14 protein-coding genes are annotated in these 15,007 nt (G+C 68.1%); 10 read left to right on the top strand and 4 right to left on the bottom strand.

Annotation, left to right across the window (positions count from 1 at the left end):
* Nucleotides 1–14: 14 nt before the first annotated feature.
* Nucleotides 15–1,106: a LacI family DNA-binding transcriptional regulator gene (locus tag DR046_RS13130; RefSeq protein WP_115382844.1), complete on the bottom strand. Its 1,092-nt coding sequence runs from the start codon at nucleotides 1,104–1,106 to the stop codon at nucleotides 15–17.
* A gap of 121 nt (nucleotides 1,107–1,227) precedes the next feature.
* On the opposite strand from DR046_RS13130, the gene sauS reads away from it, so the two are divergent.
* From sauS to DR046_RS13160, 6 genes are all read left to right on the top strand, one after another.
* On the top strand, nucleotides 1,228–2,724 hold the full coding sequence (sauS, locus tag DR046_RS13135; protein WP_280652842.1) for an acylating sulfoacetaldehyde dehydrogenase: 1,497 nt from the start codon (nucleotides 1,228–1,230) through the stop codon (nucleotides 2,722–2,724).
* 26 nt (nucleotides 2,725–2,750) lie between these two features.
* Complete coding sequence (locus DR046_RS13140) at nucleotides 2,751–4,298, top strand: AMP-binding protein (RefSeq protein ID WP_115382862.1); 1,548 nt, start codon at nucleotides 2,751–2,753, stop codon at nucleotides 4,296–4,298.
* 73 nt (nucleotides 4,299–4,371) lie between these two features.
* On the top strand, nucleotides 4,372–5,322 hold the full coding sequence (locus DR046_RS13145) for a tripartite tricarboxylate transporter substrate binding protein (RefSeq protein WP_115382846.1): 951 nt from the start codon (nucleotides 4,372–4,374) through the stop codon (nucleotides 5,320–5,322).
* Between the two features lie 4 nt (nucleotides 5,323–5,326).
* A complete protein-coding gene (locus DR046_RS13150) occupies nucleotides 5,327–5,920 on the top strand; it encodes a tripartite tricarboxylate transporter TctB family protein (RefSeq protein ID WP_115382847.1) in 594 nt (197 codons plus the stop codon).
* Between the two features lie 11 nt (nucleotides 5,921–5,931).
* Nucleotides 5,932–7,440, top strand: a complete 1,509-nt coding sequence (locus tag DR046_RS13155; RefSeq protein ID WP_209313581.1) for a tripartite tricarboxylate transporter permease — start codon at nucleotides 5,932–5,934, stop codon at nucleotides 7,438–7,440.
* 73 nt (nucleotides 7,441–7,513) lie between these two features.
* The gene (locus DR046_RS13160) at nucleotides 7,514–7,720 is read left to right on the top strand and encodes a hypothetical protein (protein ID WP_115382848.1); all 207 of its coding nucleotides are present in this window, start codon (nucleotides 7,514–7,516) and stop codon (nucleotides 7,718–7,720) included.
* Nucleotides 7,721–7,775: 55 nt separating this feature from the next.
* Here DR046_RS13160 and DR046_RS13165 read toward each other — a convergent pair whose 3' ends face one another.
* The 3 genes from DR046_RS13165 to DR046_RS13175 all read right to left on the bottom strand — a co-directional run bounded on the left by DR046_RS13165 (nucleotide 7,776) and on the right by DR046_RS13175 (nucleotide 11,012).
* Nucleotides 7,776–9,566, bottom strand: coding sequence for an SLC13 family permease (locus DR046_RS13165; RefSeq protein WP_115382849.1), 1,791 nt, complete (start codon nucleotides 9,564–9,566; stop codon nucleotides 7,776–7,778).
* 140 nt (nucleotides 9,567–9,706) lie between these two features.
* Nucleotides 9,707–9,979 carry a hypothetical protein gene (locus tag DR046_RS13170; protein ID WP_115382850.1) on the bottom strand — a complete coding sequence of 91 codons (273 nt, stop codon included), beginning with the start codon at nucleotides 9,977–9,979 and terminating at the stop codon, nucleotides 9,707–9,709.
* A 112-nt stretch (nucleotides 9,980–10,091) separates the two neighbouring features.
* A complete protein-coding gene (locus tag DR046_RS13175; protein ID WP_115382851.1) occupies nucleotides 10,092–11,012 on the bottom strand; it encodes a calcium/sodium antiporter in 921 nt (306 codons plus the stop codon).
* Nucleotides 11,013–11,265: 253 nt separating this feature from the next.
* On the opposite strand from DR046_RS13175, the gene DR046_RS13180 reads away from it, so the two are divergent.
* The 4 genes from DR046_RS13180 to DR046_RS13190 all read left to right on the top strand — a co-directional run bounded on the left by DR046_RS13180 (nucleotide 11,266) and on the right by DR046_RS13190 (nucleotide 14,756).
* On the top strand, nucleotides 11,266–12,234 hold the full coding sequence (locus tag DR046_RS13180) for a DUF6635 family protein (RefSeq protein WP_115382852.1): 969 nt from the start codon (nucleotides 11,266–11,268) through the stop codon (nucleotides 12,232–12,234).
* A 300-nt stretch (nucleotides 12,235–12,534) separates the two neighbouring features.
* Nucleotides 12,535–13,545 carry a TerC family protein gene (locus tag DR046_RS13185; RefSeq protein WP_115382853.1) on the top strand — a complete coding sequence of 337 codons (1,011 nt, stop codon included), beginning with the start codon at nucleotides 12,535–12,537 and terminating at the stop codon, nucleotides 13,543–13,545.
* A gap of 104 nt (nucleotides 13,546–13,649) precedes the next feature.
* Entirely contained in the window at nucleotides 13,650–13,874 is a 225-nt protein-coding gene (locus DR046_RS24855; protein ID WP_370816243.1) for a DUF6635 family protein, read from the top strand.
* Between the two features lie 60 nt (nucleotides 13,875–13,934).
* Nucleotides 13,935–14,756, top strand: a complete 822-nt coding sequence (locus tag DR046_RS13190) for an undecaprenyl-diphosphate phosphatase (protein ID WP_209313582.1) — start codon at nucleotides 13,935–13,937, stop codon at nucleotides 14,754–14,756.
* Nucleotides 14,757–15,007: the final 251 nt, after the last annotated feature.

Below are 15,007 nucleotides of genomic sequence, written 5' to 3' on the forward strand. Positions count from 1 at the left end.
CCTGGTCCTCCATTTCACACGGAGTCGACCGTCGATGGCCTGCCTTGCGTCGGCTCCTTTCGTTCCGAAGCCTCTTTCGGGACGTCGGTCGTGTCCCGCGGCACGAGCTCCACGGGAAATTCGCAGCCTCCGACGCCTGTATCCTCCGGATGGTGATCGGACACGATCATGTCGATCAGCCGTGTCGCGGCCTCCGCGCCGATGCGGGTGGCGGGAATGCGCACCGTCGTCAGCGCCGGGACCATGTCGGCCGAACCCTGGAAGTCGCCGATGCCCACGATCGAGATGTCGCCAGGAATTGAAAGCCCGCGCGCCGCGGCGGCGTAGATCGCCGCCCTCGCGATCACGTCGTTACCGCAGAGGATCGCGGTCGGCGGTCGGTCCAGGTCGAGGAGCCGGGTTGCCGCGGCCTTGGCGGGCGCGATGTCGTAATAGGACGTGGCATGGTATTCCGGCGGCACCTCAATCCCTGCTGCGTCGAGGACGGACAGGACCGCCGAGCGGCGCAGCCGCGCGCGGTCGTTCTCGGTGTCGGGCGGGAAGAGGAGCGCGACCCGGCGGTGGCCGAGCGCGACGAGATGGCGCGCCGCGACCGCTCCGGCCTCGGCATTGCGGGCGCCGACGCTGGGCAGGCGGCTGGCCGGGTCGTGGTTCCAGACGGCGATGGCGGGCGTGCGCTGCGAGGCGAGCAGGGCGAAGCTGTCCTCGGTGTGGTCGAGCCCGATCAGCGCGACGCCGTCGACGCGGTGTTCCAGGAACTTGCGCAGGATCTGGTACTCGCGCCCGAGGTCATAGCCGTGGCTCGCGAGCAGCAGGGTGAAACCAAGCTCGTCGGCCTTGTCTCCGAAGGACTGCACGAGCGAGGCGAAGATCGCGTAGTCGACTGTCGGCACGATCAGTCCGATGGTCGCGCTGCGCCGACCGTGCATGGCCTGCGCTGCGCGGTTGCGGATGTAACCCGTCTCGCGAATCGCGTCGGTGACCTTCCGACGCGTCTCGGCGCCGACCATCTGTGGATGGTTCATGACCCGCGACACCGTCGCCGGGGAGACGCCCGCGGCGCTTGCGACCTTGTGGATGTTGATCGTCTCGTCTCGTCGATTCATGGAGTTTCCCGCAATACACGGCCGATGAAAATGTTTGCAAAACTATTTTCATTACGTAACCCATAGTCAATGCCGAAGGGGACCGCCGCGGTCCGGGGCATCCGAAACGAGACACGCCGGTTTGCAAGACCAGGCGGCGCCGCAGGGAACCGCAGGCGCCGGACCGTCAAGCCTTGCCGACCGGCACCCGAGCGAGGGGAGGGCCAGCATGAACGTCGCCATCGAGATTGACGCAGTCGACGCCGTCGTCGCGTCTGCCCGCGCGGCGCAGCGCGGTTACGAGAAGAGCGGCAGCCAGGCACGCTATGACCGTGCCGCGCTTGCCGCCGGCTGGGCGATCATGGAGCCTTCCCGCAACCGCGCGCTGGCCGAAATGGCGGTGGCCACGACCGGACTCGGCAACGTCGCCGACAAGGTCACGAAGAACCACCGCAAGACGCTGGGCCTTCTGCGCGACATCGCGGGGGCGCGCACCCACGGGATCGTCGCCGACGACCCCGCGCGGGGGGTTACCGAGATCGCCCGCCCGCTCGGCGTGATCGCCGCGGTGACGCCCTCGACCAACCCGGTGGCGACGCCTGCCAACAACATCATCAACGCGCTCAAATGCGGCAACGCCATCGTTCTGTCGCCCTCGCCCAAAGGAGAGGCCTGCTGCGCTGCGCTGATCGAGCATATCCGCGCCGAGTTCGCCAGGATCGACGAGGACCCCCTGCTTGTGCAGATGGTGCCGCCCCCGGGCTCGAAGGCGCGTACGCAGCGCCTGCTGGAGGTGGCCGACCTCGCCGTCGTCACGGGCAGTCAGGACAACGTCCGCCGCGCCTATTCCAGCGGGACGCCTGCCATCGGTGTGGGCGCGGGCAACGTGTCGGTGATCGTGGACGAGACGGCCGATCTCGAGGCGGCGGCGCGCCGGATCGCGGCGTCGAAGACCTTCGACAACGCGACCTCCTGCTCGTCGGAGAACGCCGTCATCGTGGTAGACGCGGTCTACGACGCCTTCGTCGCGGCTCTCGGACGGGAGGGCGGCGCGGTTCTGCCCGCCTCCGAGGCGCCCGGCATAGTGGAGCGGCTCTGGTCGGACGGCCATCTCGACCGCCACGTGATCGCCCGCGACGCGGAGGTGGTCATCGAGCGGCTGGGCCTTCAGGGCAAGGTGCCTGAAGGCACGTGCTTCCTCGCCGTCGAGACGGAGGGCGTGGGCGCGGGTCATCCGCTGTCGGGGGAGAAGCTGAGCCTCGTGCTGGCGCTCTACCGCGCCGCGGATTTCGACGCCGCGCGGGAGACGGCGGCACGGCTCCTCGCCCATCAGGGTGCGGGTCATTCCGTCGGCCTGCACAGCGCCGACGCGGAGCGGCCGCTGCTGCTCGGGCGGACGCTGCCGACCTGCCGGGTGATCGTGAACCAGCCGCATTGCTTCGCCACCGGCGGCAGCTTCGAGAACGGGTTGCCCTTCTCGCTGTCGATGGGCTGCGGAAGCTGGGGCGGGAACTCGATCGACGAGAACCTGAACTGGTCGCATTTCATGCAGACCACGAAGGTCGTCCGCCCGATCCCGGCCCAGGAGCCGGCGCTCGACGCGATCTTCGGCGGCTATTGGGCGGAGGCGGGCCGGTGACCGTGCTGCGCGTCGTCCCCCAGGACATGCCGCCGCCGGGGGGCACGGTCCGCGACTGGATCGACCGCCGCGCGGCCGAGACGCCCGATGCGCCGGCCTACCTCTTCGTCGACGGCGGGCCGGCCCTGACCTGGGCGGGCCTGCGCGATGCCGCGCGCGCGGTTGCTTCCGGGCTGATGGCGATTGGCGTGTCGAAAGGCGAGAGCGTGGCGATCGTGCTGCCCAACGGGCGCGAGGCGATCACCGCCTTTTTCGGCGCCACCTATGGCGGCTTCCGCGCGACGCAGATCAACCTCGTCGCGGGCGCCTCGGCCATCGGCTATGCGCTCGGCCATTCCGAGGCGCGCGTGGCGCTGGTGAACGACGAGACTCGTAGGATGCTGGCGGAGGTCGCGGCGGCGGAGGGGCTGGCCTTGGACGCGAGAACCGTGGCGGAGGTCGCCGGGCTGGGCGCGCCGGACGCCGTGTTGCCCGAGCTCGCCGCCGGGGACGACTGCATGCTCATGTACACGTCGGGGACGACGGGGCGACCGAAGGGCGTTCTGCACAGTCAGGCGAGCCTGCTCGCGGGCGGCTGGACGGCGACTGTCGCGCACGGGCTGACGGCGGAGGACAGGGCGCTCTGCGTGCTCCCGCTCTACCATATCAACGGGCTTGGCGTGACGGTGATGGGGCCGCTCGTCTCGGGCGGGTCCTCGGTGATCTGCCCGCGCTTCTCGGCCAGCCGGTTCTGGACGCATTGCGCCGAGCACGAGGTGACATGGTTCTCGGTCGTTCCGACGATCATCTCGCATCTGATCCATGGCGAGGACGGGCCGGACGCGGCGACGCGCGGGCGCATCCGCTTCGCGCGGTCGGCCTCCGCGGCGCTGGCGCCCGAGGTCCAGATCGCCTTCGAGCGGCGCTTCGAGATCCCCATCGTCGAGACGATGGGCCTCACCGAGACCGCGCCGCAGATCCTGTCGAACCCGCTGCCGCCCGGCACGCGCAAGATCGGCTCGCCCGGCCGCGCCTGGGGCAACGAGGTGGCGATCCTGTCGCCGGAGCTCGTGCCGATCCGCGACGGGTCCGAGGGCGAGATCGCGGTGCGCGGACCGAACGTGATGCGCTGCTACTTCAAGAACGCCGAGGCGACGGAGGCCGCGGTGACGCCGGACGGCTGGTTCCGGACCGGCGACCTGGGCCGGATGGACGCCGACGGCTACGTCTTCGTGACCGGGCGCCTGAAGGAGCTGATCATCAAGGGCGGCGAGAACATCGCGCCCCGCGAGGTGGACGAGGCGCTGCACGCCCATCCGGACGTGATCGAGGCCGCCGCCTTCGCGCGCCCTTCGCCCCGCTACGGCGAGACTGTCGAGGCGGCGGTGAAGCTCAAGCCCCGCTCCACCGCCTCCGAGGCCGACCTGAAAGAGCTCTGCTTGGCCCGTCTGGGCGCGTTCAAGAGCCCCGACCGAATCCATCTGCTCGACGAGCTTCCGAAAGGGCCGTCGGGCAAGATCCAGAGGCTCAAGCTGCTCGAATGGGCGGACGCGCGCGCGGAGGCCGCGTCCGAGCCGCTGGCGGATACCGGCTGACGCGGAGGCGGCCGGGACCAGCGCCGGGGGAGGCCGGCGCGCGAAGGAACAACCGCATGAACGGGAGGAAATCATGAAGACGAAGAAACTGACGACGATCACGGGGCTGGCCTGTTCGGTCGCGCTCGGGGCGGCGACGCTTGCGGGCGCGCAGGAATATCCCGACCGCCCCATCGAGATGATCGTGACATTCGGGCCAGGCGGCGGCGCCGACCTGATGGGCCGGACGGCCTCGCAACTGCTCGAGCCCCGTCTGGGCGTGCCGCTGCCCGTGTCCAACGTGGCGGGCGCCTCTGGGAACGCGGGGCTCACGCAGCTGCGCACCAACCCGGCCGATGGCTACAGCATGGCGACGCTGATCTCGCTCACGGTCGCGTCCTGGGCCTCGGGGCTGGGCGACAACGCCCCCGAGGATTTCGACGTGGTCGCGGTGGTGCAGAGCTCGCCCTCGTTTCTCTTCGTGCCCGCGAACGGCCCGCACCAGACGGCCGAGGCGCTGTTCGAGGAGGCCCGCGCCAACCCCGGAACGCTGACCGTCGCGACCTCGGGCTACGGCACGCAGGACGACGTGACGCTCAAGCTTCTGGGCGAGGCCGAGATCCTCATGGAGAACGTGCCCTTCCAGGCCCCGGCCGAGCGCTACGCCTCGCCGATCGGCGGCCATACCAGCGCCATCTACGAGGAGCCGGGAGACGTCGCCCAGTTCGTGCGCGCGGGTCAGCTTGTCCCCGTGGTCGTCTTCGACACCGAGCGCCATCCGGAGTTCCCGGACGTTCCGACCTCGGCCGAGCTCGGCGTCGAGATCTCGGGCCTCGACAACTTCCGCACCCTGTCGGTCAAGGCCGGCACGGATCCGGAGATGGTCGCGCGGCTCGAGGAGGCCATCGTCGACATGGTCGCCTCGCCCGAGTGGCAGGAGTTCTGCTCCCAGACCTACAGCTGCATCGAGCCGGTGACCGGCGACGAGGCGCAGCAGATGATCGTCGACTTCCGCGAGACGATCGCCGCGCGGCTCGGAAGCTGAACGGATGACCTTGGTCCTGGACACCGAGGAGAACGAGGCCCCGCGCGAGCGATCGCGCGGCGGCCGGAGGCCGGAGCTCAGGCGGCTCGCGCCCGTGCTGCTGCCCGTCTGCATCTGCGTGCTCGCGCTCTGGGCACCGGCCTTCGTGTTCCACACCGAGCCGCGCGCCATGGGCACGGGGCTGGGCCCCGCGGCCTGGCCGCGCGGCATCCTGGCGCTTCTGGCGCTGATGGCGCTGGCCTGGGCATTGCGCGACCTCTGGGCCATCGCGGTCGCGGGCCGCGGGCCGAGCCTGACGGCTGCCCATGAGGAGGAAAGCTACGCCTGGGGCAAGGCCGCGCTCGGGCTGGGCCTGATCGTAGCCTACGGCGCCCTGCTGCCCTGGATCGGCTTTGCCACCGCCACCGTCGCCTTCATGTCGATCTGGTGCCTCGCGGGCGGCTTGCGCAACCCGCTGGCCATCGGCGGCGTGGCGCTGTGCGGGACGGTGGGCCTCTTGTGGATGTTCATGGGGCTCGCCCTCATGCCGCTGAGCCGCGGGCAGGGCGTCTTCAACGACTTCAGCATCGCACTGTTGCGATTCCTGGGCATCTACTGAGGGCCGGCGCCATGATGGACACCTTGCAACTTCTCGGCGGGGGCTTCGGCGCTGCCTTCCACCTAGCGGCCTTCACGACCATCGTGGTCGGCCTGCTGGTCGGCGTGGTGGCGGGCGCGCTGCCGGGCATCTCCTTCGTGAACGCCATGGCGATGGCGCTGCCCTTCACCTACGTGATGGAGCCCACCCAATCGATGCTCTTCCTCGGTGGCATCTATGTCGGCGGGGTGTTCGGCGGCTCGATCTCGGCGATCATGATCAACGTGCCGGGCACGCCCGCCTCGCTGCCGGCGACCTGGGAAGGCTACAAGCTCACGCAGCAGGGGCAGGTGAAGCGGGCGCTGGCCATCGCGCTGACGGCCTCGGCCACGGGCGGGCTGGTCAGCGCGCTGGTGCTGTCCTTCCTGTCGGCGCCCTTCGCGAGCTTCGCGTTGAGCTTCTCGCAGCCCGAGTTCTTCGCGGCGACGCTGCTCGGCCTCGTCAGCGTCATCGCCATTGCCAAGGACCAGCCCTTCGTCACCATGGTGTCGCTGTTCCTCGGGATCGCGATCGGCACCGTGGGGGTCGACCCGCTCTATGGCCAGGCGCGGTTCAGCTTCGGCATCTCCGAGATGGAGAGCGGGATCCGCTTCGTCGTCGTGATGATCGGGCTCTTCGCGGTGGGCGAGGTGGTGGATCTGCTCGCGACCAACCGCAGTCTGCGCCCCTCGGGCACGCGCGCGCGGGGTCTGGGCGTGAAGTTCTCTGATCTCTGGGGCGTGAAATGGGCCATTGCCCGGGGCACCGCGCTCGGCTGCATGATCGGCGTCATCCCCGGCGCGGGCGCGACGCCCGGCGCGGTCATCGCCTACGGGGTCGAGAAGCAGGTCTCCAGGCGCCGCGACGAATTCGGCACCGGCGTTCCCGAGGGGCTCGCCGCGCCCGAGGCGGCCAAGAACGCGACGACCGGCGCGGCGATGGTCCCCTTGCTGACGCTGGGCATCCCCGGCTCGGCGGCGACCGCGATCATGCTGGCGGCGATGATGCTGCACGGGGTCACCCCCGGGCCGCTGCTGTTCATCATGGACCCGTCCATGGTCTACACGATCTTCGCGGCCATGATCATCGCCAACGTGCTGATGATCGTCTGCGGGATCGGCGTGGCACAGGCCTTCTCGACGCTGATGCGGACGCCGCCTGCCGTGCTCGGCGCGTTCATCATCGTGCTGAGCGTCGTCGGCGCCTACGGCGTCCGCAACAACATCTTCGACGTCTATGTCTGCCTCGCCTTCGGGGTGGTCGGCTGGGCGATGAAGCGCATCGGCTTTCCCACCGCGCCCCTGGTGCTGGGGGTCATCCTTGGCCCGCTGGCCGAGCGTTACTTCCTGACCTCGCTCGCCAATTCCAGGCAGGACTGGACGGTCTTCTTTACCCGCCCGATCAGCGCGACGATCCTCGGGCTCGCGGCGCTCTTCATCCTCTGGTCGCTCTGGCCGAACATCTCCGGCCTTCTGCGCGGCCGACATGCAAGGAAGGCGTGACGGAATCTTACGTATCCGGCGCGAGAGGTGCCGCGCTTCTGAGGGCGGGCGCGGCGGCTCAAGGAGGCAGCGGATGCTGCTCTTCGCCGCCTGCGCCTGCTGCCCGGAGCAGATGCGCGACCCCTCGCATATCGCCGCAGTGCTCGGCCGCGTGATCGGGAGGGCCCGGCACGGCTCGGCGAGCCATCAGATCAACATCGCCTTGGGCTCGCGGCCCCAGCGTTCTCCGCCTGACGGATATTCGCGCTTCAAGCTTGGGCATTTCATCTTCGGGCAGTGAGATGAGATGACCTCTGCCTGCATCTGAACCCCGATTCCCGAAACGCTGACCCGCGCTATCCCTCGAGCGGCCAGATCAGCGGGATGACGAGCACGGTCACGGCCCCGACGATGATGTTCATCGGGACACCGATCCTGACGAAGTCGAGGAACCGATAGCCGCCGGCACTGTAGACAAGCGTGTTGGTCTGGTACCCGATCGGCGTCGCGAAGCTCGCGCTGGCGCCGAACATGACCGCGACGACGAAGGGGCGCGGGTCGAGGCCGAGTTGCATGGCGACGCCCGCCGCGATCGGCGCCACAAGGACGGCGACAGCATTGTTGGTCACCAGCTCCGTCATGATCGAGGTCAGCGCATAGACGAGCAGCAGTGCCACGATAGGTCGTGCGTTGGCCAGGAGCGGCGAAACGCCGTCGACGATCAGCCCGAGTGCGCCGGACTGTTCCAGCGCGCTTCCCAGCGTCAGCATGGAAACGATCAGCAAGAGCAGGCGGCCGTCGATGGCCCCGATCCCCTCGTCCGCGTCGATGCATTTCGTCAGGAACACGACCGCGACCCCGACGAGGGCGAGCGTCAGGATCGGGGCGACGTCCAACGCCGCCAGCACGACCACGGCCGCCATCGTGGCGATGGCGATGGGGGCCCGCGACCGGCGAAACGCCCGCGCCGCGACCGGCGACAGCATGATCAGGCGCTCTTCGTCGACCAGCCGGGCGATGTCGTCGGGCGTGCCGTCCAGCAACAGCGTGTCGCCGACCGCCAGGCGCATCATCGACAGGCGCATGTCGAGCGCCGTGCCGCCTCGGTGCAGCGCAATCGGATAGACGCCGAAGCGCCGTCGCCAGTGCAGACGGCCGATCATGCGGTGAACCGCCCGGGTGCTCGGACCGACCATCACCTCGACCACCCTGGTGCGCCGCGCCGTCGACGGCTCGGTGCCGGCGATCACCTTGCCGGCCACCGCGCCGTCCCGGAAGCCCATCAGTTCCGCCTCTCGCGTGGCCAGCACGACGATATCGCCAGCCCGGAGGTCGGTGTCGTCCAGCGCCTGGCGAAGGGAAACATCGCCGCGGACGAGATCGACCACCTGGCTGTTGCCGGTCCGGAAATCGGCCACCTTCCGGGGCGGTGTGCCGATCAGCGGCGAGTTGGCCGGGATGAACAGTTCGACCAGCCACCTGCGCTGCTCCCGGTCCGGCAGACTGGATCCGACCGTCTGACGGACCGGAAGAAAGCGCGGCGCGGCGACCGCCAGGAAGGCGGCCCCGATGAGAGCGACAACGATCCCGAGCGGCGCGATCTCGAAGATGCCGAACGGCGCCAGTCCCAGATCCCGCGCGATGCCGTCGACCAGCAGGTTCGTCGAGGTCCCGAGAAGCGAACAGGTGCCACCGAGGATGACGATGTAGGACAGCGGGATCAGCAGGTGCGATGCCGCGATCTTCATCTCGCGCGCCAGCGTGATGACGACCGGGATCAGCACCATGACGACCGGCGTGTTGTTCATGAAGGCCGAGGCGGTGGCAGCGGAGGCAAAGAACAGGGCAACCGTCAGCCTGGGATGTGTCGACGAATACCGGCCTAGGACGCCGCTGACGGATTCCAGGACGCCCGTCCGCACGAGGGCTGCACTCAGGACGAACATCGCCCCGATGGTTGCCGGCGCCGGATTGGCGATCGACGCAAGAACGTCATCGGGGCCCACCAGACCGAGCGCAAGCGCAGCGACGGCACCGCAGAACGCGACGATCTCGGGCGGCTGGATTTCCAATGCGAAGGCGATGAACACCGCCAGAAGCAGCGCGGTCGCGGCATAGGGTGCAAGAACGATCAGATCGAGGGGCATGCTTGCGACTCACTCCAGGCGCGCGGTTTTTCAGGATACTGCAATCCGTGAGCGGAGGGACATCCGCCCACTCGATCTCACGAGAAGATAATCGGTCGAACGACGGAGATGACGCCCTTCGCCAGCGTGACCCCAACGCCTCACACGGCGGCGACTCCCGCAAGGCCGACCAGCGACCCGGCATTCGCCGCAACCGCCAGCCCACCCCGGATCGCCCTCGGCATCAGTGCTGCCATTGTCGTGCCGGAGGTATAGGTGCCGCGCGCCAGGACCTGGTTCAGGCCACCGCCGATGAAATCCGCCAGCGGCGCGTCGTCGCCGTCGCGCAGATGCTCGCGGATGCGGTCACGGACCACCACGTCGTCATTCCTCGAACAGCCGATCGTCGTCAGCAGGGCGACGATGGTGATCAGGTGCGACTCTCACCCGGTCCAGCCAATTGCCCGGGAGCGCCGCGCGACCATCGACCGGGACTGCACCGGAGCCGTCGCGCATCGGACTCACCGACACGCGTCTGCGCGCTCGTCACCCCTGGGCGGCCCAGACGTAGGCGACATAGCCCGCCAGCATCGCCACGCCGATCCCGCGCCCGATCACCGGACGGGTCAGCAGCAGGGCCGTGAGGATCAGCGAGACCGCGATCATGACGGGCAGGTCGAAGGTCAGGAACCGCGACGCGACCGGGATCGGCGCGATCAGGGCGGTCACGCCCAGAATGCCCAGCACGTTGAAGATGTTCGATCCGACGATGTTGCCGATGGCGATCTCGGACTGCCGGCGGAAGGCGGCGATCAGCGACGTCGCCAGTTCGGGCAGCGACGTGCCGACGGCAACGATGGTCAGACCGATGAAGGCTTCCGAGATGCCGTAGCCCCGGGCGATGGAGACAGCGCCGTCCACGAGGAACCGGGCGCCGACCATCAGGGCGACGAGCCCCCCGATCACCCACAGCGTCGACACGAGCGCCGAGGCCGGAGCGGGGACGCCGACCTCCTCGGCCTCCATGTCGCCGGGCTGGCGATAGGCCCAGATCAGGTAGGCGGCCAGACCCGCCACCAGGATCAGGCCCGAGAGACGGCCCATCTGCGCCAGGGCGAACATGGGCACCAGCACCACCGCCGCCGCCATCATCACAGCCGTGTCGCGGCGCAGGGTCGACCCCAGCACCTTGATCGGCCAGACCAGCGCCGAAAGGCCGATGATGAGCAGGATGTTGGCGATGTTCGAACCGACGATGTTGCCGAGCGCGATGTCGGGCACACCGCGCCATGCGGCATCGACCGAGACCAGAAGTTCGGGCGTCGAGGTGCCGAAGCCGACGACGGTGAGGCCGATCAGCAGGGGCGGGATCGCCATGCGCCGGGCGATGCCGACGCTGCCGCGCACCAGTGCCTCGCCACCGAAGAACAATCCGACAAGGCCACCGATCAGATAGAGATAGTCCACGTCAACCGCCCCTTGCAGGCGGTTTATCCGCCTTGCGGGCAGAGTTGCGTATCGAGGGGGTGGGCTGCAAGGTCCCGGGGCAATTAAAGCTGCCCGCGAAGTCCGGGCCGGGAACGAACCCTCGCCAGCGCCCTTGCAGCCGGGCGATCTCGACACGAGATCTCCGGATGGACCTCGAGACGCATCGTCCGTCGCTCGATCGGCGGCGTCCATTCGCTTCGAGCTTGCAGAAAGGAAATGGTGGGTCGCCGCCATGGACTCATCATCGACCGGCGCACCGACTGCCGACGGGTCCGGCCACCCGCCCGGCCGTGACTACTTCGACAGCCGCAGGGCGATGATCGACGCTTTCGTGGCACGCCATTTCACTTGGCCCGGAACGCTTCGGCTTCACGGCGCGGCCCTTGGGTGGGACATTCTCCGGGCCCCTCTCAACGTCGTTCTGTCGCCGGTTCTCGTGCTGACCCGCATCGCTGCATATCTGTGTCGCCGCGCAGGCTGGCCTGCAGGCGGCGATTGGCTGGCCAGGCGGCGGATCCTTCTGCGCACCTCCGTCGCGCGGCGCGTCGAGGCGCTGATCGTGACCGATCTCCTGAACCTGCCTCTGGACGAGGAAGCCGCCGCCCGCGACCCCTCCGCCCTGGCGCGCGCCGTCCTCGCGGCGCCGCAGTTGCGCGAGATGATCCGGGCGCGTGCAAGCGCCGCCGAGGCCGACGCCCTTGGCCGGCGGGTTGCCGGCGCTCTTGGCGAGTACGCCGCCACCCGTTCTGCCGTGGCAGAGATGACAACGACGCTTTGCGTCCTCGTGGTCGGTGCCGTGGCCTTCCAGGCGCTGACGCCGGGGATGATCTCGATGGCGCCGGGCGTGGCGGACGCCATGGCCCGAGCCAGTGCCACCGCGGCCTTCCCGCTCGGCCAGACGCTCGGGGGGATGTGGTACGGCGTGTTTACGGCGGATGCGTCCCCCTGGGTGACGGGGGCGACCGTGGCGGGGCTGGTGATGATCGGCTCGGTCATCGCCGCCTTTGCGGGCGTGCTTGCCGACCCGGTGCAAAGCCGTCTCGGCATCCACCGCCGTCGCCTCGGACGACTGCTGGACACGCTGGAGGAAGAGGTCCTCGGGCGCGGCGACAGGCCCTTCGTTGCGCGCGAGCATTTCTACGCACGCGCACTGGATCTGTGGGATGCCGTCGCGAGTGCGGTCCGGATCTTCAGGAGCTGACAGGTGGCGTCACGCGCGGCCCGGGTCGATCATGGACTCGCCCGGAAAGAGGCGTGACATCCTGCACACCGGCTTTCGGGGCCAGTGTGTCCTGCGTGCCATTCGGACCCAATTCTTTTCGCGGTCTCCTTGAAAGCGGCAGTCGCCGGAACGAATTGCGTCGAGCGGACCGGGCCCCTCTGGCGATGGATATCCATCGCGATGTCGGACCGCATCGAGTGCGCTCGATGCCGTGTCCGGGTCCCAAGGTCCCCCAAGCCCGGCAGGTCATCGGCGCCATCATTCGAAAAGGTGCGCGTCGTGGACTTCCTTCTTCTGCTCGTCATGGGCAAGCCGCTGTGGATGTGGCTGCTCTTTCTCGGTCTCGTGATCGGTCTTCTCGCCTTCGACCTCGGCGTCCTGCACAAGGACGATCACGAGATCGGCGTGGCCGAAAGTTTGCGCATGTCGGCCATGTACATCGCGCTCGGCCTCTCCTTCGCGGGCTTCATCTGGTGGCAGATGGATGCCACCGCGACGGCCCAGTACCTGACGGCCTTCGTCGTCGAGAAGACGCTGGCGATGGACAACATCTTCGTCATCGCGCTGATCTTCGGCTTCTTCGCCATCCCCCGCGAATACCAGCACCGGGTCCTGTTCTGGGGCATCCTGGGCGTGATCGTGCTGCGCGGCATCATGATCGGGCTCGGCGCCACCATCGTCGACCAGTACCACTGGGTGCTCTACCTGTTTGCGGGCTTCCTGATCCTCACCGGCATCAAGATGCTGTTCGTGGCCGACAAGGAGCACAAGATCGAGGAAAATGCCCTGATCCGGTTCCTCAAGCGGCGGATGCACGTCACCGAGGAGGTCCACGGCCACGACTTCTTCGTCAGGAAGCCCCATCCCGAAACCGGGCGCCTCACCCGATACGCGACGCCGTTGTTCCTCGCGCTGATCATGATCGAGATCGCGGACCTGGTCTTCGCCGTCGACTCCGTCCCGGCCGTCTTCACGATCACGACCGATCCCTACATCGTCTACACCTCGAACATCTTCGCGATCCTCGGCCTGCGCGCGCTCTATTTCGCGCTGGCGGCGATCCTGCACCGCTTCGCCTATCTCAAGTACGCTCTGTCGGTGCTGCTGGTCTTCATCGGCTCGAAGATCTTCGTCGCCGACCTGATGGGCTGGGAGAAGTTCCCGCCGGCCTGGTCGCTCGGCATCACCTTCGCGATCCTCGGCGCGGGTGTGGCGTATTCCCTGTGGAAGACCGGCACCCCCAAGGCGGCTCCGATCGCCGCCGTGGCGGAAACAAGGACCGAGGCATGAGTTCTGCATCGCGGCCGGCCCCAAGACGCGTCGACGGGGCCGGCCACCGACCATTCGGAGCGCGCCGCGAGCCAGGATCAGGTGCAGCAGGAGATACACGAGATATGCGAGCGAAGGGGCAACGGACAGATGAGGCGGATGCCTTCGTCCAACGCCGTTTCGGTTGGCGCGAAACCCTCCGCCCACACCGGCCAAGTCTCACCCTCGACACCCAGCGAGCGCTGGTGAACGTGCTGCTTTCAATCCTGGTCGCTGCCCGGATCCCGGGCTGGCCTTGCGGCCCGGTGAGCATGGAGCGCCTCGCGGGCCAGGGTCGGAGGGCATGCTGATGGCATCGGTCGGCCTTTCGGTCGTCGGCCCTGTGACCCGCGGCATGTGGAGCTTGTCCGATGGTTGCTGATGACGCGTCACCCGACCTGGAAAACATCGTTCTGGTCGGGATGCTGCTAGGAGCATTGGAGGGGTTCACCGAATTCCTTCCGGTGTCGTCCACCGGGCACCTGATCCTGGCGGTCGATCTTCTGCGGCTCGACATGCCGCCCGGCCGGGTCTTCGAGGTCGCCATCCAGAGCGGCGCAATTCTTGCCGTCCTGGTGCTTTTCTTCTCGAAATTCCGGCTGGTCGCCTCCGGCCTGGGCCGCGACCCTGCGTCCAGGGCCTTTCTCCGCAACATACTCCTGACCAGCATTCCCGCCGGTGTTCTCGGTGTCGCCTTCCACGAGACGATCCTGTCCGTCCTCTTCGATCCGCGGGTCGTCGCGGTCGCTCTTGTTGCAGGGGGCATCGTGATGCTCGTTGCCGAGCGCATCCAGACGGTGGTCCGGTTCCGAGAGGTCGAGGAAATTTCGCCGGGGGCTGCACTTGCCATCGGCGGCGCGCAGTGCCTCGCCCTGATACCGGGCATGTCGCGATCAGCGGCGACGATCATCGGTGGCCTGCTCGTCGGAGTCGAACGTCGCACCGCAGCCGAGTTCTCCTTCTTCGCCGCGCTGCCGGTGCTCCTGGGTGCCGCAGCGATCCAGATCGGCAAGAATGCCGGCGATCTGGCCTTGCAGGACGGTCTCCTGCTGGGTCTCGGCACCCTCACCGCGTTCGTCTTCGCGACCGTGGCGATCAAGTTCCTGCTGGCCGTCGTCGCCCGCGTCGGGTTCGGGCCATTCGCGATCTACCGCATAGCGCTTGGCAGCGTTATCTTGATCGTGCTGGCATAGGGCGCGTGACGAACGGCCATGCGTTCGGCGCGAGAGTTAGCTGTCGCATCCTGTGTGATTGTAGAGGCGCTTCCTGAAGAGGTCTTGTCGTTTTCGTTGCCAATCCTTGAGTGCGTCGATGGGTTATCTGGGTGCTGTCTCGAAGGTGGTGGAAATCGGTTCGACGCGATCTCCGGCGCTTTCAGCGTCACGGTTTCACGCGGCGAGGTCACTCGTTTGATCGGTCAGGGGGGCTGAGAGCGTCTCCCAGC

Source organism: Jannaschia formosa, from assembly GCF_003340555.1.
GTDB classification, from domain to species: domain Bacteria; phylum Pseudomonadota; class Alphaproteobacteria; order Rhodobacterales; family Rhodobacteraceae; genus Jannaschia; species Jannaschia formosa.